Below are 18,513 nucleotides of genomic sequence, written 5' to 3'. Positions count from 1 at the left end.
GCGGTCCGGTAAACGATATGAACGCAATGACGCGACCCCTGGTGGATCACAGCGGCGTGGCTAGCATCGGCCCGCATGCAACGGAGCGAGAAGCCAGGAGGCAATACCGTGGTCGCCTTTGTCATGCGGCAGCGTTCACGCGGAAGGCGGTCAGCGGTGACGTCAGGCTTCGCGGCGGGCGCTCTCGCCGCGAGCCTCATGCTCGCCGCGAGTCTCGTCGGCCCCGCCCAGCCCTCGGCTGCGGCGGGAGCGCCGGATACGGTCGCCTGCCCGGAACGGCTGGCGTCGAAGGCGACGTGCTACGCCGGGCAGGACTCCCACGGCGCCCACTACACCGTCGCCGTCCCCGACGCGTGGAACGGAACGCTGGTCATGCACGCCCATGGTGGGCCCGACCTGGGCGCGGAGTCGGATCCGGAGCGCAGCGCCGAGGACCTGGAGCGCTGGTCGGTCATGGTCGACGAGGGTTACGCCTGGGCGGGTTCGGCCTACCGTCGCGGTGGCTACGGTACGAGGATGGCGGCCGAGGACACCGAGAATCTGCGCCGGCTGTTCACCAAGAGGTTCGGGCGCCCGGACACCACGCTGATCCACGGCCAGTCCTGGGGCGGGAACGTGGCAGCGAAGACCATCGAGACGTACGGGACGGGCCCCGGCTCTCCCTACGACGGCGCGCTGCTCACCAACGGTGTCCTCGCGGGTGGCTCGCGTGGCTACGACTACCGGGTTGACCTGCGTGTCGTCTACCAGTACTACTGCCGGAACCACCCGCGCCCGTCGGAGCCTTCGTACCCCCTGTGGATGGGGCTCCGTGACGATTCGTCCATGACGGGCGCGGGGCTGCGCGCCCGGCTCCAGGAGTGCACGGGGTACGCCTCGGAGCCGGCGGAGCGCACGCCCCTCCAGCAGCAGAACCTGGACGACATCCTCGCGGTCACGAAGATCCCCGAGCGGACCCTGGAGTCCCATCTCTCCTTCGCGACCTTCACGTTCCGCGACATCGTGCGACGGCTCGGCCTGCGCAGCCCCTTCGGCAACGAGCACGTGCGTTACAGCGGGTCGCACGACGACGCGGCACTGAATGCCGGGGTCGAACGGTTCTCCGCCGACCCGTCGGGCCGGCGTGACCTCTCGTACGACAGCGATGTGACCGGCTCCGTGTCCGTCCCCGTGCTGACCATGCACGCCATCGACGACCCCACCGCCTTCGTGGAGCACGAGGCGGCCTATCGCGACAGTCTGAAGGGGGCTCACCGCGACCGGTACCTCGTGCAGACCTTCACCCAGGAGGGCGAGCACAGCGGGCTCAGCACGGCGGAGTACGCCAGTGCGATCTCGGCGTTGTCCGGGTGGGTGCGCACAGGAAGGAAGCCGACGCCGGACTCCGTCGCCTCCTCCTGCCCGGCCTTCGACGACGTGTACGGGACCGGGTGCTTCTTCCGGCCCGGGTACCGTCCCGGCCCCTACGCCTCGCGCGTGAACGCACGCCCGGGGGCCACGCTGTGGCCCGCGATGACCAGGGCCCAGGAGAGGAAGTGGAGCCGGCTCGAGGACGTGGGAATCGCGCCCTGAGTTGCATCGGCGGAGGGCTGACGCCGGCCCGGGGCCAGTGCCCCGGCCCGGAATTCGCTCTCCCCCGGCGACCGGGGCTGTATATCGTTCCCGGATGGCCGTCCTCGAACGTCTGCGCCCCGATCACGCTCCCGCCCTGCTCGCCTTCGAGCGGGAGAACCGCGCCTACTTCGCCGCTTCCGTCCCGGACCGGGGCGACGCGTTCTTCGCCGGGTTCGACGCCCGGCTCGCCGAGTTGCTCGCGGGGCAGGCGGCGGGCGTGGACCACCTCCACGTCCTGTCGGACGGCGACGGGGCCGTGCTGGGCCGGGTCAACCTCGTGGACGTCGCGGGAGGCTCGGCCGAACTCGGGTACCGGATCGCCGAACGGGCGGCCGGCCGGGGACTGGCCACGTCGGCGGTCACCGAGGTGTGTGCGCTGGCCTTCGCGGAGTACGGCCTGACCGTCCTCCGGGCCAGGACGACGGCGGACAACGCGGGTTCGAGGGCCGTGCTGGCCCGTACCGGGTTCGTGGAGGCCGGCCCGATCACCCTGATGGGAAAGCCCGGGCTGTCCTTCACGCGTGATCTGACGGACGCGGGGCACGGAGGCTGAGCCGTCGGTCCCGGTGCGCCCGGGAACAGCACATCGGTGGCGCACCGCCTCGCGGTGCGCCACCGATGAGTCCGTAGGTGCCGTGATCAGTCGTCGTCGACCTGCTCGTCCGTGATCGTGCCCTTGGCCGCGTCCACGTCGAAGGTGGTCTTCTTCCAGTCCTTGGTGACCACGTCGACCTGCCAGACCAGAACGTTGCTGTCGTTCTCGTCGAGGGCGATCGAGGTGACCTTGCCCGGCGTCTTGTCCGTGGCGACCTTCGCCGCCTGCTGGGGCGTCTGCGTCGCCTTGGAGATCTGGTCCGCGAGCTTCTGCTTGTCGGCGTCGCTCTGGTCGGCGTCCGGCGACGAGTCGATGACCTTGCCGGTCACCGCGTCGATGGTCACGTTGTGGGCGGTTCCGTCCTCCTCGACGACCTCCGCGACCCACTTCGGGCTGCCGGCGCTGCCGCTCGGGCTGGGGCTTCCGGTGCCGCCCGGGCTCTCGCTGCCGTCCGGGCTCGGGCTGCCGGTGCCACCCGTCGGGCTGCCGGTCGGGCTGCCGGTGGGGCTCGGGCTGCCGGTCGCGTCGTCGTCCTGGTCGTCGAGGCCTTCGAGGTCCAGATCGGTCAGCTTGCCACCGGACACCTCGCCGACAGCCGTCGTGGCCGCCTTGTCGAAGGTGACCTTGACGGTCGACAGCAGGTCCTTGCGCTTGGTCTGGTCCTCGGTCAGCTGCGCCGTCCCGGAGGGACTGCCGGAGGGGCTGGTCGTCTGGTTCGGAAGGACCTTCGCAGCCTCGGAGGTGGCCGCGGCGGTCTCGTCACCGCTGTCCTGACCACAACCGGTCACGAGGGTGGCGGCAAGAGCGGCAGCGCACAAGGCGCCTCCGGCGACGCGGAGCCGACGGGTGCGCGGGGACACAGTCTTGTTTCGGCGGGGCTCAGATCTCATGCCGACATGCCTAGCCGCCCGCGCGAACAGTCATGTTGTCCGACCGGTGGGAGTCACCCGATCGACGGTGCCGTCCGCCCATTCGGCGTGTCGCGCGGTCTGCCGCCAGGCGGTGGGCCCGACAGGCCGAATGGCGCCGGTTCTGTCGAACCGGCGCCATTCCCAGGTGTGCGGTGCCGCGTCAGGCGGTCAGCTGCACCTCGGCCGCACCTGGTGCCGGGCCCAGAGATCCGGCCGCCGGGACGGCGCGCAGCTGGACGGCCGCGGCGGCCAGGGCATCGGGGACGGTCCTGGTCCCGGTGGTGACGCAGAGGGTGTACGAGACGTCTTCGAGTTGACGGCTGCTCTCGGAGGTGCCGAGCCGTGCATGGGTGCTCCGCAGTGTCTCGTAGCGCTTGACGAGATTCCGCAGCGTTGCGGGATTGGCCATCAGCACGGCAGTTCCTCTCCACAGGGCGGCCGGGAGCCTGTGGGCCCCGCGCCGACGAAGTCCGATCGCGCCGGCGGTACCGCCTGGCGTCACGGGCGGCCGTGCGAAGCTGACAGCACGCGTCCGATCCCTTGCAGATGATGGTCGCCCCGCCTCACCCATTCCGCATCCGCAGTCACGGACGGTCACCTGACCATGATCCCCGGAGCGCCATGCGCTCCGGTGGGAAACAATGGGAGTGACGGGCGAGCGACTTCTGCCATGCCCGGTCGGAGGTGGTCATGGATTACCCGGAGAGTTACGAACTCATCTTCCAGGCGGGCGGCGCCGAGGACGACGTGGTCGTCGTCCATCTCACGGCCCGCTCCGGTGCGGGCGGGTACCCCGTCTACGAGGACGAGACCGGAATCGTGCGCGCCGAGATCAGCCGGCGCGGCGAGGTGCGCATGCAGGCGAGCGGCGGCCATCAGGTCCTGGGGGCACCGCTGCTGGCCCGGCCGCTGAGTCCACGCGGCACGCACGGCAGCGACTGAGGACTCCGGGCCCGCCGCGACAGCCGCCGGGCCCGAAGTCCGTTCATGCCCACCCATTGCCCGGATGTGTTTACTTTCCTGAAGTGCGCCCGTAGCCTGCCAGTGAACCCACAGACTCGGGCATGAAACGGAAACGTAACCACATGTACGCACCGGAGCGGCAGCAGGAGATCCTCCGCATCGCCGGCGAGAGCGGGCGGGTCGACGTGCTCTCCCTGGCCGAGCAGTTCCAGGTGACCGCAGAGACGGTACGGCGGGACCTCAAGGCTCTCGACCGGGCGGGGCTCCTCCGCCGGGTGCACGGCGGCGCGATCCCGGCCGGGCGGCTCGGCTTCGAACCGGACCTCGCCGAGCGCGACACCGTGGCGGCCGACGAGAAGGACCGCATCGCCGCGGCCGCCCTGGGCGAGCTCCCGGCCGAGGGCAACATCATCATCGACGCCGGGACGACGACCGTCAGGCTGGCGGCGGCCGTCCCCATCGACTCGTCCCTCACCGTGGTCACCCACGCCCTCCCGGTGGCCGCCCGTCTCGCGGACCACCCGGGGATCGCGCTGCACCTGGTCGGCGGCAGGGTCCGTCACCGCACCCGCGCGGCCGTCGACGCCTGGGCGCTGAGCGCGTACGCCGAGATCAACGCGGACGTCGTCTTCCTCGCCACGAACGGCTTCTCCCCCGACGGCGGCCTGACCACCCCCGACCTGGCCGAGGCCGCCGTCAAGCGTGCCGTGATCGCGGCGGCCCGCAGGGTGGTGCTCCTCGCCGACTCGGGCAAGTCCGGCCAGGAGCACTTCGCCCGCTTCGGCGATCTCTCCCACGTCGACCTGCTGATCACCGATACGGGGCTGAGCCCCGAGGACGCCCGGGCCATCGAGAGCCGGGGCACGGAAGTGGTACGCGCATGATCCTCACCGTCACACCCAATCCGAGCCTGGACCGCACCTACGAACTCCCCGGGCTCACCCGTGGCGCCGTCCTGCGGGCCGCCGCGGACCGTGTGGATCCCGGCGGCAAGGGCGTCAACGTCTCCCGCGCGGTCTCCGCGGCCGGGCACCGCACGGTGGCCGTCGCTCCGCTGGGCGGGCCCGAGGGCGCGTTGCTGGCCCAGCTGCTCGGAGAGCACGGCATCGAGGCCGCCGGGGTGCCGATCGCCGGCAACACCCGTGTCAACGTCACCCTGGTCGAACCCGACGGCACGCTCACCAAGGTCAACGCGGCGGGCCCCGAGATCACCACCGCCGAGTCCGAGCGTCTGCTGGACACCGTCCGGGCGCGGTCGGCCGGCGCGGACTGGATCGCCTGCTGCGGAAGTCTGCCGCGCGGTCTGCCGCCGCAGTGGTACGCGGAACTGGTCGCCCGGAGCCACCGGGCCGGCGTACGGATCGCGCTCGACACCTCCGGTGCGGCGCTCGTCGCCGCGCTGGCCGAGCGGCCGGACGTCATCAAGCCGAACACGCAGGAGCTCGCCGAGGCCGTGGGCCGCCCGCTCGCGACGGTCGGTGACGCGCTCAAGGCCGCGCAGGGGCTGTGCGACCTCGGCGCACGGTCGGTGCTCGCCAGCCTCGGTGCCGTCGGCCAGCTGCTGGTGGAACCTTCCGGAGCCCATTTCGCCGTGGCGCGGGTGGCTGCCGTCCGGAGCGACGTCGGTGCGGGGGACGCCTCGCTCGCGGGGTTCCTGTCCGCGGGCGGCACGGGCCGGGCCGCGTTGTCCGCCGCCGTGGCCCACGGTGCCGCCGCCGTGCAGCTGCCCGGAAGTGCCATGCCGACGCCCGCCGACCTCGATCCGTCGGCGGTGGTCACCACCGCGGACATCCCGACGGACCTGCCGCTCACCGAGCAGGCCCCATGAACCGCCCCGCCCCTGTCCAGCCGTACGACTCCCCCGTCCCCCGCGCCGTCCCCCGGGCGGTCCACGAGCAAGGAGCCCCGCGATGAGTGAGCTGATCACCGCGGACCTGGTCGATCTCGATCTGTCCGCCGAGACGAAGGACGCGGCCGCCCGTTCGCTGGCCGGCCGCATGGTGGCCGCCGGCCGCGTCACCGACCTCGACGGCTTCCTCGCCGACGTGGCGGCCCGCGAGGCGCAGATGCCGACCGGTCTGGACGGCGGCATCGGCATTCCGCACTGCCGGAGCGAGCATGTCACCGAGCCGACGCTGGCCTTCGGGCGCAGCGCGGGCGGCATCGACTTCGGCGCCCCGGACGGTCCCGCGGATCTCGTCTTCCTGATAGCCGCGCCCGCGGGCGCGGACGACGACCACCTCACGATCCTGTCCGGCCTGGCGCGCAGGCTCATGGACCCCGGCTTCACCGGGGCGCTGCGGGCGGAGGCCGACCCCGGCGCGGCGGCGGCCCTGATCCGCGGCGAAGAGGTTCCCGCGGCGGCTCCGTCGCCGCAGGACACGGCCACGAGTGCACCGGAGCCGCAGGACACGGCTGCGGCCGAGCCCTTCCGTATCGTCGCGGTCACGTCCTGCCCGACCGGGATCGCGCACACCTACATGGCCGCCGAGTCGCTGGAGGCGGCCGCACGCGCCCAGGGCGTCGTGCTGGATGTCGAGACACAGGGGTCGGCGGGCTTCGAGCGGCTGGATCCGGCGGTGATCGCCGCAGCCGACGCCGTCATCTGGGCGCACGACGTCGACGTACGGGAGAAGGCCCGCTTCGGCGGCAAGCCGGTGGTCGACACCGGGGTGAAGGCCGGGATCAACCGGCCCGCCGAGCTCATCGCCGAGGCCCGGCGGAAGGCCGAGCGGGGAGAGGTCGGCGGCTTCGCCGACGACCGCGACGCAGCGGGCGCCGATGCGGGCGGTCCGGCGGGGGCGTCCGGGCACTTCGGTGTCCGGCTGCGGACCTATCTGATGTCCGGCGTCAGCTACATGGTGCCGTTCGTCGCGGCCGGAGGGCTGCTCATCGCGCTCTCCTTCGCCATCGGCGGATACGAGATCGCGACCGCCAAGTCGGTGGCCGACCACTTCGTCTGGGGCGAGGCGGACAGCTGGGCCGCGCTCCTCAACCAGATCGGCAGCGCCGCCTTCGGCTTCCTGGTGCCGGTGCTGGCGGGGTACATCGCCTACGGGATGGCGGACCGGCCCGCCCTCGTCCCCGGGTTCGTCGGCGGGGCCATCGCGCTCACCATCGACGCGGGGTTCCTCGGCGGTCTGGTCGCGGGTCTGCTGGCCGGTGCGGCGGTGATGGCGATCCAGCGGGTGAAGGTGCACCCCACGCTGCGGGGCATCATGCCGGTGCTGGTGATCCCCCTGCTCGCGTCGATCGCCGTCGGCTTCCTGATGTTCATCGTGGTCGGCAAGCCGATCGCCTCGCTGCAGAACGCCCTCACCGACTGGCTGAACGGGCTGTCCGGCTCCAACGCGGTCATCCTCGGCGTCGTCCTCGGCCTGATGATGTGCTTCGACATGGGCGGCCCGCTGAACAAGGTGGCGTACGCCTTCGCGGTCGGCGGGCTGGCCGATCCGACGCCCGGCAGCCTCAAGGTCATGGCCGCCGTGATGGCGGCCGGCATGGTGCCCCCGCTGGCGCTGGCCCTCGCCACGACCGTACGCCGCGGGCTGTTCACCGCGACCGAGCGGGAGAACGGCAGGGCGGCATGGGTGCTGGGCGCCTCGTTCATCACCGAGGGCGCGATCCCGTTCGCCGCCGCGGACCCGCTGCGGGTGATCCCGTCCGTGATGGCGGGCGGGGCGGTCACCGGCGCGCTGTCCATGGCGTTCGGCTGCACGCTCCGCGCCCCGCACGGCGGTGTGTTCGTCGTCCCGCTCATCGGCGAGCCGTTCCTGTACCTGCTGGCGATCGCCGTCGGCACCGCCGTGTCCACCGCTCTGGTCGTCGTCCTCAAGGGCATGCGGCGGACCCCCGTCCCCGCCCCGGCCGACGACGAGTCCGGCGTCGCCGTGGCCGCCTGATCCCCGTTCCCCCGCACCCCATCCCCCGTCACCCAGGAGTGAACCCGTGTACCAGCGCACCGTCTCCGTCGGCTCCCGCAGCGGCCTGCACGCCCGTCCCGCATCGCTCTTCGTTCAGGCCGCGGCCCGCCAGCCGGTCACCGTCACCGTCGCACGTGAGGGCGGCACTCCGGTCGACGCCCGCAGCATGCTCTCGGTGCTCGCCCTGGCGGCCCAGCACGGGGATCAGCTGGTGCTCTCAGCCGTGGGCGAAAGCGCGGAGGGCGCGGTCGAGGAACTGGCTAGCCTTCTCTCCAGCGACCTGGACCAGTAGGACCTCGACCCCGGAAGGACCGAGCGTGGCGGAGACCTGGGACCCGCAGGGTGACGGCGTGATGCGGCTGCCTTCGGGGCGGCTGGTCCGCGGCCGTGGTCTGAGGCGCCCGCTTCCCCCGGGGCCCGGGCCCGCCTTCGCGGTTCATCTGCTGGGCGGGCCGCCACCCCCGGTGGCCTGGGAGTCGCGGTGGGTCCGCTGGCCCGACTTCCGTCTGCCGGCCGACAGGGAGGAGGCGCGCCTCGTCCTCACGGAGGCGTGGAGCCGGGCCGCGGACCAGCGCGTCGAGGTCGCGTGCGCGGGAGGTCGTGGACGGACGGGCACGGCTCTGGCGTGCCTGGCCGTCCTGGACGGCGTCCCGGCGGCGGAAGCCGTCGCGTACGTCCGCGCCCGCTATCACCCCCGGGCGGTCGAGACGCCCTGGCAGCGGCGGTACGTGGTCCGCTTCGCGCAGCCCTGACCACGACGCCGGCGTCCCTCACACCGCCGCGTACGGCCGCTCCACCCGTGCGGTCACACCACCGGGTGTGATCGCTCCACGGTTGCGGTCACTCCACCGCGTGCGGAACCGGAACCGTGGCTCCGCCGCCGTCGCGTACCGCCTCGACGACTCTCTGGTGGAGATCCCTGCTGGCTTCCTCGGAGGAGCACGGCACCGGACTGCCGGCCAGTGTGAACCAGTCCGATGCGCCGCTGTACTGGACAGCGACCTCGGCCTGCTCCTCGGTCCACGTCGTGTGTACGGTCAGATCACCGCTCACGACACCTACCTCTTCGGTGCGCACTCCGCCGGTTCCCGCGAAGACACCGAGGGTGGTCCACGATGCCCAGTTCATGACGCGTCGCCTTTCGGGACGATGACAAGCCTGTCAAGCGGACTTGTCTCGAGTATGGCACCGGGAACCATCACCCGCACGGGTGTGTCCGTGAGTATCCGCCCGGTGACGCCGGGACGCCGGTCACGGGTGCATGGAGGCACCCTTGAGGATCTTGTCGACGGCGTTGCGCGGCCCGTGGACGGCCAGGCCCACCAGGTCCATCCCGTCCCTCCTCACCGCCCGGACGGCTGCCCTGTTGGCCTCGTCGTGGCCGGTCGCGAAGAGGTCGGAGGTGAACACGGACAGGGTCACGCCCCTGCTGACCGCCTTGGCGTGCGCGCCGGTCAGGATCTCCTTGGACCCGGCGAACACGAGGACCGGCTGACGGAACATGGGCAGGTACGGGGTGTCGTCGGCGTCCGCGTACGGCTCGCCGATCACCTCGGGCACCTGGGTGCCGAGGCCGCTGACCAGGAAGGCGGTGACGTTGAGGCGCTGCCAGGTCTCCAGGTCGTCGCGGAGCAGCACAGCGATCTTGGTGTCGAAGCGTACGGGTGCGTTGTCGTCGGTCATGCGGGAAGTCTGCCGAGCCCGGCCGACGGCCGTCTTGTACGAAGTTTGCACGCCGCAGGGGCCCCGGCCCCCTCTTGTACGCTTCGCCCATGGGTGCACGTCCGGACATCAGCGCGTGGCGTCCGCGCGTCGAGGGGATCGACGAGGTCTTCCACGCGCACTTCGCCGACCACGCGTATCCCATGCACACGCACGACGCGTGGACCCTTCTCATCGTCGACGAGGGAGTGGTCCGCTACGACCTGGACCACCATGAGCACGGGGCGCCCAGTTCCGTCGTGACGCTGCTGCCTCCGCACGTCCCGCACAACGGCGGCGCGGCGACTCCCGGAGGGTTCCGCAAGCGGGTCCTGTACCTCAACAACGCGCAGCTCGACGCCGGTCTCGTGGGGCGCGCGGTCGACCGGCCCGTGCTGCGGGACCCGCAGCTGCGCCACCGTGTCGACCAGCTGCACCGGACGCTGGAGCACCCCGGGGACGAGCTGGAGGCACAGAGCCGTCTGGCCCTCGTCTCCGAACGCCTCGTCGGGCACCTGCATGACGAGACCGTCGCCCCGCAGGTGCCCGACCGCCGGGTCGCGTACGCGCTCCGGGACCTGCTCGACGAGCACTTCGTGGAAGGGCTGACGCTGCGCGAGGCGGCGGAGCGACTGCACTCCCATCACACCCACCTGGTGCGGGCCTTCAGCCGGGAGTTCGGCATGGCACCGCACCAGTACCTGACGGGGCGCCGCGTCGACCTGGCCCGCCGTCTGCTGCTCGGTGGCATGCGCGCCCCGGAGGTCGCGGCATCGGCCGGGTTCTACGACCAGTCCCACTTCTCACGGCACTTCAAGCGCGTGGTCGGCACGAGTCCGGGTCATTACGCGCGCACAGGGGCCGCGGCCTACTGACGCCGCTCCAGCACCCCGCGTACGAAGGCCGCCTGGCCCGCGTGCTGCAGGTCGTCGGCGATGACGCTGATCAGCCGTACGCCGAGGGTCACCGGCGGTGACCACGCCTCGTCCACGACGCGGTCCAGGGCCCGGCCGTCGAGTCCCCGGACGAAGCCGAGGGTCTGCTCGTGCACGGCGTCGAAGTAGCCGAGGAGAAGGTCGCCCGACCCCACCGTCACGGAACCCACCTGCGCGCTGCTCTGGCCGTAGCCGGTCGCGCCTTTCTCCAGGGGCAGCTCGAAGCGGGATTCCCAGTCCTCGGAGAACCAGATCTGTTCCGTGCCCGCCGCATCGGCGACGTGGTCGTCCTGGACGCGCGTGAGGTGCCACACGAGCCAGGCGATGGAGTTCGCGTCGTCGTCGGTCCTGGCGTTGAGGTCCTCGGGTGGGAGTCCCTCGACCGCGGAGTGCACCGCTTCATGGATTCGCTCGAACGCATCGGCGAGAATGCCTGCACTGTTCATACGACCACCATGGCCGGTCCGCGGACGGGGCCCCGACTTCGACACGCGGCCGTCACGGGTGCACGGTGTGGAGCCACTTGGTCAGCAGGGCGTTGACCTCCGAGGGGCGTTCCTGCTGGATCCAGTGGCCGCACCCGTCCAGGATGTGGGAGGAGACCAGGCCCGGAAGCGTCGTGGGGAAGGCGGCGATGGCGTCGGCCATCCAGGTCGTGGAGGAGTCGAGGGCTCCCCCGATGAAGAGCGAGGGGCAGCTGAGACGCGCTCCGTCCCAGGCCGCCAGGTCCTCCCAGTCACGGTCGACGTTCCGGTAGCGGTTGAGCGCGCCGGTGAGGCCGGTCCTCTCGAACTCGGCGCTGCAGACGTCCAGCTCCGCCTCCGGGAGCCAGGACGGCAGGGCGCCGCCGGTGAAGCGGTCACGCATGGTCCCTCCGGCGGGCACGAAGAAGGGGCTGTCCGCGCCGGGCGGCGGCATCGTGTCGCCGGAGAGCGAGGTGTAGAACCCCGCGAGCCACCCGCGTACGTCCGGTTCGATCTCCGCCTCGGCGCGGCCGGGCTGCTGGAAGTAGCTGACGTAGAACTCCTCGTCCCCGCCGATACGGGCGAAGCCGTCGGTGGGGCGGACCGGGTTCCAGGGGGCGTAGGGGACGCTGAGCATGGCCGCGGCCGTGAACATGTCGGGGCGCAGCAGCGCGCTGTCGGCGGCGATGTTCGAGCCCCAGTCGTGGCCGACGAGCGTCGCGGTCTCCTCCCCCAGGGCGCGTACGACGCCGACGTTGTCGGCCACGTGGGCCGTCATCCGGTAGGCGTCCACCGGCCCGGGGGCCGAGGAGCGCCCGTAGCCGCGTACGTCGAGGGCGACCGCGCGGAAGCCCGCCTCGGCGACGGCGGCGAGCTGGTGGCGCCAGGAGTACGAGGTCTCCGGGAAGCCGTGGATCATGAGGACGAGCGGGCCGCTCCCCTGTTCCAGGAGATGGATCCGGCCGCCGGGAACGTCCACCAGCCGGTGGACCGCCCCGGGGACGGTGGTGGAGGGCTCGGCGGCGGGAGCGTGCTGCGACATGGGTCTCCTCGGGTGATCGGTGCCTGTCGGCACGACCATCATTCGGCGCCACGGCACCGCCGGCCAAGAGAAGTTGCCGTTACGGCAAACGCGTCTGCGGTCGTCCGACGAGGAGGTGCAGGAGGTGGGCGCAGGCCGCCGCCTCGCCCGGGTGCCGCGCGATCACCTCGTACGTACCGCGTTCGTACGCGCCGGTCTCCCACACCCCGTCGGGGGCCTTCCGCAGGAACAGGAAGTCGGGGGGTGTGGGCGCCGGTTCGTGCACGCCTTCGATGCGGTAGTAGCCGTCGGCGACGCCGGCGGCGTGCAGCGCGGCGCGCAGTTCCCGGCGTTCCACGGCGGGTCCTACGCTCCCACGGCGGTGAGGTAGGCGTGGTCGAGCAGCCACTTCACGTTGAGCCGCTGGCCCGCGCCCGGGTCGAGGAAGACGGCGTCGAGCTTGATCTGCTGGCCGCCGCCGGGCTGTTCGAACCACGGGGCGATGCTGCCCTGCCAGACCCAGAACGGCTTGGTGACCTTGTAGACGCGGTAGTCGCACGGGACCGCGGTGTCGCGGGTGTTGAGGTTCTGCGGGGGCAGGGCGCGCTCCTTGTAGGCGTCGCCCGCCGGGGCGAGGTAGCCGCCGTACTCCGACCCGAAGCGGTCCAGGCGCTGGCCGGTGCGCAGCTTCGCGGGCTCCTTGTCGATCTCGCCGTTGACCTCGGCGAAGCCGTCGTTGGGCGGGTACTTCCAGCTGCCCGTGTCCGCCGGTCCCTCCCAGTACTTGTTCAGGAAGGCGGAGGGGGAGAGACTTCCGGTCCGCTTGTACCCCTTGAGCAGGGGGCCGACGGGGGCCTGCTTCGTGGAGGGCAGCCACTGGGGGCCCAGCCGCGCGTCCCCGAGGAACTCACCGGTGCAGGGGTCGTGGGCGACTGCCGCCGTCGTACGGTCCTCGTGCGGTGCGGCGCTCGCGGCGGGCGCGGCCACCAGGCCGGCGGCGAGGCCGATCGCGGCAAGTGCGGTGCGGATACGGTTCATTCGGGTGTCCCCTCGGATGCCGATGAGTACTCGGTAGGCTCACGTAGGGTAAGCGAATGACTCCGTAAGGCGATTGCGCCATGCCGTTCGGTGTCCGGCCGGGTGACGCCCGGCCGGACAGCGCTCTCTCAGTGGGCCGTGCCGTCCGGGACGAGTCCGTCGGCGGCGAGGCCCTGCAGGACGGCCTCACCCAGCGCCTGGACCGCGGACATCGGGCGCACCATCACGGTGAACTCCTTGATGCGGCCGTCCTCGTCGAACTGGAGCAGGTCGATCCCGTGGATCGCCTTGCCGTTCACCGTCGCCCTGAACAGCAGGATCTCCGAGGGCTCCTGGGCGCCCTCCGCACTGGTGGAGGCCTCGCCCTCGAACTGCCCGACGTACCGGAAGTCCTCGAACGTCCTGAGGAGTACGCCGAAGAGTCCGAGCACCATCGGCCGGCCCTCGAAGGGTGTGAACTTCACCGGGCTGAAGAGTCGGGCGTCCTCGGTGAACAGCTCCTCGAGTGCCGCGTGGTCGCCCTTCTCGACGGCGGCCCTGAAGCGTTCCGTGGTTTCGGCGGTCATGGTCATCACTCCCCGGCTCCTGACGGCCGCCGGTGGGGCGACCGTTCGCTCAGGCGAGTGTGGCGCAGGGCCGGTGGGCCGGTGAAGGCGGGGCCGCGGTGGCAGGGGGTCAGCCGGGCGTATCGGCGTAACGGACGGTGACCTTCTCGAATCCCAGGGAGGCCAGCAGTCCCTGGAGCATCGAGGTGGTGTTCTTCTCGGCCCGCTTCGTCAGGCCGCTCTCCTCGGCCGCCTTCCCGATGTGCTGTGCGGCCAGCTTGTTGACCGCCTGCTCGCTTCCGGGGTTGTCGGAGAAGAAGTCGCCGAGCCGGTCGAGGAGACCACGCTGCTTGGACACGGCGTAGGAGCGCTCCGGGTCCAGGGCGGGCTTGCCCAGCACCGCGTGGGGCAGGACGAGCTCGGCCGTGGTGCGGTCCTTGTCGACCTTCACCCCGTCGGGCCCGAGCTCGCCGAGGTCCACGGAGGCGCCGACGGTGCCCGCGCCGACGTACAGCGTGCGGGTGCCCCGGATGGCGTCGGGCAGGAATTTGGCGTCCTTCTCCAGGTCGACGACGACCTGGAAGTTCCCGGAGGCCGCCTCGTAGGCGCTCATGTCCTGGATGGACTTGAGCACCGCGGGGCCGGAGCGGTCGGTGGTCTCCTCGCCGAAGAGACCGCCGAGTCCCGGCAGCAGGCTGATCCGGGAACCCAGGAGCAGCAGGACGAGCGCCGCGGCGCACACTCCCGCGAACGGCAGGCATCCCCGCGTGCGGGAGCGGCGGCGCGGCGCGCCGTCGTGGCCGGGGTCCCCGGTGCTGTCTGTCCTTACGTCAGTGGACGTCATTCCTTCCGTGTGACCCGGTCCGGCGATTTCAGTCCGCCCGGGCCCCCGGATTACGCCAGATCCTGTACGGGCGTGGGCTGTTGGGCTTGCTCAGGCTCCGGTGGCGCCGTCCAGCCGTTCCCTCAGGAGGTCGGCGTGGCCGATGTGGCGGGCGTACTCGGCGATCATGTGGACGTACACCGTGCGCAGCGAGAGGACCGAGCCGCGCCAGGTGAGGGTGGTGTCGAGCGACACCCCGTCCGCCGTCTCGTCGGCGAGGCGCATCTCCTCGACGAGACGGGCGTAGTCCTCGGCGGCACGGTCCGGTTCGAGGTCCTCGAAGTCCGCGTCCTTGCCCTTCTCCGGGTCGTACATCGAGGGGAGCGACAGGCCCGCGAGACCCTGGCGGAACCAGATCCGCTCCACCTTGGCCATGTGCCGGATCAGGCCGAGGAGGGTGAGGTTGGACGGCTCGACGGTCTGCTCGGCGAGCTGGCGGCCCGTCAGTCCGGCGCACTTCTGCAGCAGTGTGCTGCGGTAGAACGCCAGGAAGCCGGTCAGTGTCTCGCGTTCGCCGCCGACGAGCGGTCCGATGGTGCGGGTTGCTTCAGGAGCTGTCCATGTCATCGCATGATCATGCCTCGCGTCGGACGGTTCGCGCGAGGGATTAGGAGGCGCCCGCACGCGCCTACGGGGAAGTCCCGGCCGCCTGCCGGCGACCGGGACCCCCGGATCGCGCGGTCACTCACTCCAGAAGGTCCGAGTACGCCCCCAGAGCCAGTGCGACGTCGGTCTGTGCCCAGAACCGGTGGTAGGTGAAGACGGGAGCGGTCCCGCCGTCCAGATAGGCCTGCACCTTCGGCCAGTTCGGGTCGTCCTCGTAGAACGACCGGATGGAGAGGAACGTCGAGTCGTTGTCGACGGTGTCCCCGTTGGGCATCTCACCCGTCCAGCCGTTCGGGACGTACACCGGGTCGTCGAACCGGTTGTAGTCGGCACGGGTTTCGGGGACCGCTATTCCGGCGTCGTCCTGGTAGTGGCTCCACATGCCGTCGAGCAGCCCCTGTGCCGTGGCCTTGGCCTCGGCGTCACCGGACCTGGCGGCGTAGTAGGTCAGTGTCCTGGCGTAGGCCCCGGCCACCCCGACGTCGTTGGTGTAGTCCGCGACCGTGACGTGCAGCCCGGAGTTCGCCCCGGGGCTCGACGCGTTCCAGGTGTCGGGCGCGCCCGACCACTGGAGGGTGGACGGCATGAGGTAGGTGCCGTCCGGGTTGACGGTCGTCTCGGACAGGGCCCAGTCGACCCACTTGTCGAGCACGGCCTTGGCCTGTGCGTCACCCGACTCGTGGTAGTACTCCGCGACGCGCTCCATGGACCACGCCTGGAAGCCGAACCACTGGTTGGACGGCGGGTCGTGGTAGACGGGCTTCTCGTCGTAGTACATGCCGTAGAAGGTGGGCGTACCGGCCGGCGGCTGGGCGTAGCTGCCCTTCCAGCTGTTGGTCGCGCCGCCCGCGATGGCTCCCTCGTCGGACTGGAGCCACTGGTAGAAGTCCAGCTGCCGGTCCAGGCTCTTGGCCCAGTCGGACTGTCCCGTGGCCGACTTGGGCTTGAGGTCGGCGACGGAGCTGAGCGCGTAGGCCGCCATCGGGTTCTGGTAGCCGCCGTGCGCGTGGCTGGATCCGATGCGCCAGGACCAGCCGGCCGAGGTGTCGGTGGCGCCGCCCCAGGCGTAGTACCAGGACATCAGGTAATGCGCGCTGTCCTTGCCGCTGCCGGCGGGGCAGGTGGTGGGGCCGACGCAGTTGCCGACCTTCTTGAAGTACTTGTCGAACATGGAGTAGCGGAGGTAGTCGCCCATCTTGGCGGCCTTGCCGACGGTCGCCGAGACCTCGCTCGACTTGCCCTGCTCCTTCGCCCAGACATCGGCCCAGTAGGCGGCCTGTACGGCACGGGCGTCCGCGTCCGGAGCGTTGGTGAACTTCCACTGCTTGGCGTAGGAGGCATCCCCGGTGAACAGGTCCAGGTAGCCGTTGGTCCCGCCGTAGGTGAAGTTGTCGCAGGTGGGGTGGGTGACGGTCTCCCAGACGGACTCCTGGGGGCCGCGCTGGAAGGTGTTGATGTACGACGGTCCGGTCTCGGTGGGTCCGGCCGCGCACTTACCGGGCGTGTTGCCGTAGCCGTAGACGTTGTCGACGTCCTGGATCCAGTGCATCCCGTAGATGTCGTCGGTGCCGTAGGCGCTCTTCAGCTCGGCGGCGATCGGGTCCGAGCCGGAGGTCGCCGAGCCGTCGAGGACGGCCGGGTACTCGTTCGGGGTGTCGTACTCGGGGGCGTACGTCGCCGGCTTGGACGCGTTGTAGAAGGAGTTCGTGGGCTGGTCGGCGTGGGTGGGGATCATGTACGTCTCCATGGTGTCCCACGCACCGTTGAACTTCGTCCAGTCGCCGGTGATCTTCCCGTACATCGCCTGGAGCCAGATCAGATAGCTGTACGCCTCCGACGTCGTCTCGTGGCCGTGGTCGGGAGCCTCCACGATGAGCGTCTCCACGGAGTGGTAGGGGATGCCCTCCGAGGAGAAGTAGCCGTTCGCGGGGTCGGTGATCTTCCCGTACAGATCGAGGAAGCGGGCGTCGTACTCCTTGGCCTCCGCGAGCTGGGTGACGGTGACCTCGGCCTTGCTGTGGCCGGGCGCCGTGACCGTGAAGGTCGCCGCTCCCGTGCCGGTTCCGTCGGCCGAGACGGTCACCTTCTGGGGTGTGGACCAGTTCGAGGGGGTGAAGGTGAGGCCGGCGCCACCGGTGACGCTCAGTCCGGAGTTTCCGGCGCTCCGCGCCACCGTGACGGCGACGGACGAGGCGGGCTCGGTGGAGAGCGACACCTCGAAGGTCCCCGACGTGCCCTGCTGCACGCCCAGTTGGGCGGGCGTGGCGACGACGGCCGGGCCCGCGACGACGGTGATGCCCGCCGGGGTGGACTCCGCCGACGCGCCGAGGCTGTCGTAGGCCCTGGCGTACACGGAGTGGCCGCCGGCGGTCAGCCCCTGGGCGCTGTAGGTGTAGGGGGACGTGGTGTCCGTGCCCAGCAGCTTCGTGTCGTCGTAGAACTCGACCTTGCTGATCCCCGCTCCGTCGGCGGCCGCGGCGGTGGCGGCCAGCGGGACGGCGTCTCCGGCGGTGAAGACGGCGCCCGCCGCCGGACTGGTGAGAACGGTGATCGGCGGCTGATGGGCGCCCACGCACGCGGTGCCGTTGACGGCGAAGGTGGTGGGCGCGGTGTTGGTGCCGCTGTAGGTGAACTGCGCGCCCGTCGTGACGGCGCTTCCGGCGGCGATGGCGCCGTTCCAGCTCGCGTTCCTGACGGTCACCGTGCTGCCGGACTGGGACCAGGTGCCGTTCCACCCGTTGGTGAGCTTCTGGCTGCCGGCGTAGTCGTACGTCAGGGTCCAGCCGTCGATCGCGGTGGAACTCCTGTTGGTGACGGTGAGTTCGGTGCTGAAGCCCGAACCCCAGTCGTTGGTCGTGTAGTCGACGCTGCATTGGACCGCGGCGGCCTGGGCCGGCGTACCGGCTGCGGCAGTCATTCCCAGAGGGAGGGCCAGCGCCGCCGCGAGGGCTGTCCACAGCCGCCGTCGGCGTCCGGCTCCGGTTCTGCCCGATCTTCTCGGTAACCAGGTTCTTCGTGCGCGTCCCGATGGCATGCGCAGTACCTCCTCGCGGCTCGGCGACATGGGGAGTGTGCGGGGCTGAGCACAAGCCTTGAACCAGTGGGAGCGCTCCCAGCATGGGGACGAGGAAAAAGAGAGTCAAGAGACTTGAAGAGTCGAATTATTTCGATACCGAGAGATGAGAACGGGTGTGTTGACCGACACCACTTGACGCTCTAACGTCAAGCCACACCAGTGGGAGCGGTTCCACCAGTCGACGTGCCGTAGGGGGCACGCCCGATCTGCAAGGAGTCGCTCATGTGTCATCCCCCGC

Annotated in this window: 21 protein-coding genes; 9 read left to right on the top strand and 12 right to left on the bottom strand. The window is 70.9% G+C overall.

What is annotated here, in order from left to right; all coding sequences use genetic code 11:
• Positions 1–123: 123 nt before the first annotated feature.
• Positions 124–1,572, top strand: a complete 1,449-nt coding sequence (locus tag ACZ607_RS13230) for a hypothetical protein (RefSeq protein WP_469734925.1) — start codon at positions 124–126, stop codon at positions 1,570–1,572.
• Positions 1,573–1,666: 94 nt separating this feature from the next.
• Positions 1,667–2,167, top strand: a complete 501-nt coding sequence (locus ACZ607_RS13225; RefSeq protein ID WP_469734767.1) for a GNAT family N-acetyltransferase — start codon at positions 1,667–1,669, stop codon at positions 2,165–2,167.
• An 86-nt stretch (positions 2,168–2,253) separates the two neighbouring features.
• Here the strand turns inward: ACZ607_RS13225 and ACZ607_RS13220 are convergent, their stop codons facing one another.
• Together ACZ607_RS13220 and ACZ607_RS13215 are read right to left on the bottom strand one after the other, a co-directional pair.
• Complete coding sequence (locus ACZ607_RS13220; RefSeq protein WP_469734765.1) at positions 2,254–3,099, bottom strand: PepSY domain-containing protein; 846 nt, start codon at positions 3,097–3,099, stop codon at positions 2,254–2,256.
• Between the two features lie 181 nt (positions 3,100–3,280).
• Positions 3,281–3,535: a DUF5133 domain-containing protein gene (locus ACZ607_RS13215; protein ID WP_469734763.1), complete on the bottom strand. Its 255-nt coding sequence runs from the start codon at positions 3,533–3,535 to the stop codon at positions 3,281–3,283.
• A gap of 275 nt (positions 3,536–3,810) precedes the next feature.
• Between ACZ607_RS13215 and ACZ607_RS13210 the strand changes: the two genes are divergently transcribed.
• From ACZ607_RS13210 to ACZ607_RS13185, 6 genes are all read left to right on the top strand, one after another.
• Positions 3,811–4,062: a DUF6296 family protein gene (locus tag ACZ607_RS13210; RefSeq protein ID WP_469734761.1), complete on the top strand. Its 252-nt coding sequence runs from the start codon at positions 3,811–3,813 to the stop codon at positions 4,060–4,062.
• 143 nt (positions 4,063–4,205) lie between these two features.
• Positions 4,206–4,967 carry a DeoR/GlpR family DNA-binding transcription regulator gene (locus ACZ607_RS13205; protein ID WP_469734924.1) on the top strand — a complete coding sequence of 254 codons (762 nt, stop codon included), beginning with the start codon at positions 4,206–4,208 and terminating at the stop codon, positions 4,965–4,967.
• On the top strand, positions 4,964–5,911 hold the full coding sequence (pfkB, locus tag ACZ607_RS13200; RefSeq protein WP_469734759.1) for a 1-phosphofructokinase: 948 nt from the start codon (positions 4,964–4,966) through the stop codon (positions 5,909–5,911). The genes ACZ607_RS13205 and pfkB overlap by 4 nt, the downstream gene beginning before the upstream one ends.
• 82 nt (positions 5,912–5,993) lie before the next feature.
• Complete coding sequence (locus ACZ607_RS13195; protein WP_469734757.1) at positions 5,994–7,985, top strand: PTS fructose transporter subunit IIABC; 1,992 nt, start codon at positions 5,994–5,996, stop codon at positions 7,983–7,985.
• 46 nt (positions 7,986–8,031) lie between these two features.
• Positions 8,032–8,298, top strand: a complete 267-nt coding sequence (locus tag ACZ607_RS13190) for an HPr family phosphocarrier protein (RefSeq protein WP_469734755.1) — start codon at positions 8,032–8,034, stop codon at positions 8,296–8,298.
• A 61-nt stretch (positions 8,299–8,359) separates the two neighbouring features.
• Positions 8,360–8,758, top strand: coding sequence for a protein-tyrosine phosphatase family protein (locus ACZ607_RS13185; RefSeq protein ID WP_469734923.1), 399 nt, complete (start codon positions 8,360–8,362; stop codon positions 8,756–8,758).
• A gap of 88 nt (positions 8,759–8,846) precedes the next feature.
• Here the strand turns inward: ACZ607_RS13185 and ACZ607_RS13180 are convergent, their stop codons facing one another.
• The gene (locus tag ACZ607_RS13180; RefSeq protein WP_099171177.1) at positions 8,847–9,134 is read right to left on the bottom strand and encodes a hypothetical protein; all 288 of its coding nucleotides are present in this window, start codon (positions 9,132–9,134) and stop codon (positions 8,847–8,849) included.
• Between the two features lie 123 nt (positions 9,135–9,257).
• Positions 9,258–9,689 carry a DUF2000 family protein gene (locus ACZ607_RS13175; protein WP_383193808.1) on the bottom strand — a complete coding sequence of 144 codons (432 nt, stop codon included), beginning with the start codon at positions 9,687–9,689 and terminating at the stop codon, positions 9,258–9,260.
• 89 nt (positions 9,690–9,778) lie between these two features.
• On the opposite strand from ACZ607_RS13175, the gene ACZ607_RS13170 reads away from it, so the two are divergent.
• Complete coding sequence (locus ACZ607_RS13170) at positions 9,779–10,582, top strand: helix-turn-helix transcriptional regulator (protein ID WP_469734753.1); 804 nt, start codon at positions 9,779–9,781, stop codon at positions 10,580–10,582.
• Here ACZ607_RS13170 and ACZ607_RS13165 read toward each other — a convergent pair.
• From ACZ607_RS13165 to ACZ607_RS13130, 8 genes are all read right to left on the bottom strand, one after another.
• Positions 10,576–11,088, bottom strand: a complete 513-nt coding sequence (locus ACZ607_RS13165) for a mycothiol transferase (protein ID WP_469734751.1) — start codon at positions 11,086–11,088, stop codon at positions 10,576–10,578. The two genes, ACZ607_RS13170 and ACZ607_RS13165, sit on opposite strands and share 7 nt — an antisense overlap.
• Positions 11,089–11,140: 52 nt before the next feature.
• Positions 11,141–12,148 (bottom strand): alpha/beta fold hydrolase, encoded by a 1,008-nt coding sequence (locus ACZ607_RS13160; RefSeq protein ID WP_469734749.1) that lies wholly within the window; start codon positions 12,146–12,148, stop codon positions 11,141–11,143.
• 79 nt (positions 12,149–12,227) lie between these two features.
• Positions 12,228–12,485 carry a hypothetical protein gene (locus ACZ607_RS13155; protein ID WP_469734748.1) on the bottom strand — a complete coding sequence of 86 codons (258 nt, stop codon included), beginning with the start codon at positions 12,483–12,485 and terminating at the stop codon, positions 12,228–12,230.
• An 8-nt stretch (positions 12,486–12,493) separates the two neighbouring features.
• Positions 12,494–13,165, bottom strand: coding sequence for a TNT domain-containing protein (locus tag ACZ607_RS13150; protein ID WP_469734747.1), 672 nt, complete (start codon positions 13,163–13,165; stop codon positions 12,494–12,496).
• Between the two features lie 128 nt (positions 13,166–13,293).
• Complete coding sequence (locus ACZ607_RS13145) at positions 13,294–13,731, bottom strand: nuclear transport factor 2 family protein (protein ID WP_469734745.1); 438 nt, start codon at positions 13,729–13,731, stop codon at positions 13,294–13,296.
• A 109-nt stretch (positions 13,732–13,840) separates the two neighbouring features.
• Positions 13,841–14,554, bottom strand: coding sequence for a DUF4230 domain-containing protein (locus ACZ607_RS13140; RefSeq protein ID WP_469734743.1), 714 nt, complete (start codon positions 14,552–14,554; stop codon positions 13,841–13,843).
• Positions 14,555–14,644: 90 nt separating this feature from the next.
• Complete coding sequence (locus ACZ607_RS13135; RefSeq protein WP_469734742.1) at positions 14,645–15,160, bottom strand: DinB family protein; 516 nt, start codon at positions 15,158–15,160, stop codon at positions 14,645–14,647.
• Positions 15,161–15,278: 118 nt separating this feature from the next.
• Positions 15,279–18,116, bottom strand: a complete 2,838-nt coding sequence (locus ACZ607_RS13130) for a glycoside hydrolase family 48 protein (protein WP_469734740.1) — start codon at positions 18,114–18,116, stop codon at positions 15,279–15,281.
• Between the last annotated feature and the right edge of the window lie 397 nt (positions 18,117–18,513).

The organism is Streptomyces sp. NPDC104381, from assembly GCF_055583745.1.
The sequence above is the reverse complement of the archived record's forward strand: the minus strand, read 5'-3'. Positions and strand labels throughout refer to the sequence as shown.

Coding starts and splice junctions, on each gene's coding strand:
- ACZ607_RS13165 (WP_469734751.1), bottom strand. CDS start 11,088: ATGAACAGTGCAGGCATTCTCGCCGATGCGTTCGAGCGAATCCATGAA.
- ACZ607_RS13130 (WP_469734740.1), bottom strand. CDS start 18,116: ATGACTGCCGCAGCCGGTACGCCGGCCCAGGCCGCCGCGGTCCAATGC.
- ACZ607_RS13220 (WP_469734765.1), bottom strand. CDS start 3,099: ATGAGATCTGAGCCCCGCCGAAACAAGACTGTGTCCCCGCGCACCCGT.
- ACZ607_RS13170 (WP_469734753.1), top strand. CDS start 9,779: ATGGGTGCACGTCCGGACATCAGCGCGTGGCGTCCGCGCGTCGAGGGG.
- ACZ607_RS13205 (WP_469734924.1), top strand. CDS start 4,206: ATGTACGCACCGGAGCGGCAGCAGGAGATCCTCCGCATCGCCGGCGAG.
- pfkB (WP_469734759.1), top strand. CDS start 4,964: ATGATCCTCACCGTCACACCCAATCCGAGCCTGGACCGCACCTACGAA.
- ACZ607_RS13145 (WP_469734745.1), bottom strand. CDS start 13,731: ATGACCGCCGAAACCACGGAACGCTTCAGGGCCGCCGTCGAGAAGGGC.
- ACZ607_RS13210 (WP_469734761.1), top strand. CDS start 3,811: ATGGATTACCCGGAGAGTTACGAACTCATCTTCCAGGCGGGCGGCGCC.
- ACZ607_RS13185 (WP_469734923.1), top strand. CDS start 8,360: ATGCGGCTGCCTTCGGGGCGGCTGGTCCGCGGCCGTGGTCTGAGGCGC.
- ACZ607_RS13180 (WP_099171177.1), bottom strand. CDS start 9,134: ATGAACTGGGCATCGTGGACCACCCTCGGTGTCTTCGCGGGAACCGGC.
- ACZ607_RS13160 (WP_469734749.1), bottom strand. CDS start 12,148: ATGTCGCAGCACGCTCCCGCCGCCGAGCCCTCCACCACCGTCCCCGGG.
- ACZ607_RS13150 (WP_469734747.1), bottom strand. CDS start 13,165: ATGAACCGTATCCGCACCGCACTTGCCGCGATCGGCCTCGCCGCCGGC.
- ACZ607_RS13195 (WP_469734757.1), top strand. CDS start 5,994: ATGAGTGAGCTGATCACCGCGGACCTGGTCGATCTCGATCTGTCCGCC.
- ACZ607_RS13175 (WP_383193808.1), bottom strand. CDS start 9,689: ATGACCGACGACAACGCACCCGTACGCTTCGACACCAAGATCGCTGTG.
- ACZ607_RS13230 (WP_469734925.1), top strand. CDS start 124: ATGCGGCAGCGTTCACGCGGAAGGCGGTCAGCGGTGACGTCAGGCTTC.
- ACZ607_RS13140 (WP_469734743.1), bottom strand. CDS start 14,554: ATGACGTCCACTGACGTAAGGACAGACAGCACCGGGGACCCCGGCCAC.
- ACZ607_RS13135 (WP_469734742.1), bottom strand. CDS start 15,160: ATGACATGGACAGCTCCTGAAGCAACCCGCACCATCGGACCGCTCGTC.
- ACZ607_RS13225 (WP_469734767.1), top strand. CDS start 1,667: ATGGCCGTCCTCGAACGTCTGCGCCCCGATCACGCTCCCGCCCTGCTC.